1 protein-coding gene is annotated in these 379 nt (G+C 38.8%); it reads right to left on the minus strand.

The genetic code is table 11. The features are described 5' to 3' along the window. The coding region (locus tag AOA60_RS23160; protein ID WP_218240744.1) for a molybdopterin-dependent oxidoreductase at nt 1-336 on the minus strand (336 nt) is incomplete at its 3' end. Between the last annotated feature and the right edge of the window lie 43 nt (nt 337-379).

Here is a 379-nt window from a genome sequence, read left to right on the forward strand (position 1 = left end):
CTTTAACCCCGTCTTACTCGGTGAGTGACAAATACGAGATGCGTTATCAATATTATTCGTGCCAAGGAACCTCGCTACCTTTCCAGCTACATAATAAGATTCATTCGTGATTCCCCTTGCTGTTAGAAAAAAAGCAAGCTGCTTAGGATCGATATTCTTGATTTTTCTAGTAATCTTGTTTATTGCTTCCTCCCATGTAATGCGAGTAAACTTTCTATCCCCTGGTTTTCTTGATAATGGATACGGTATTCGTCCCAATTGCCTCAACTGTGCGCTTGAAAGCTTTCGCAACTGAAGAATATCTTGAAAAAGGATTTCATCTTTTATTGCTGGCATTGTATTCAGTCTGAGAACATTGAGTCTGGTAGTACAAATATGT

This window comes from Pseudomonas sp. 2822-17 (assembly GCF_002742485.1).
In the GTDB taxonomy this organism is placed as follows: Bacteria; Pseudomonadota; Gammaproteobacteria; order Pseudomonadales; family Pseudomonadaceae; genus Aquipseudomonas; species Aquipseudomonas cyclaminis.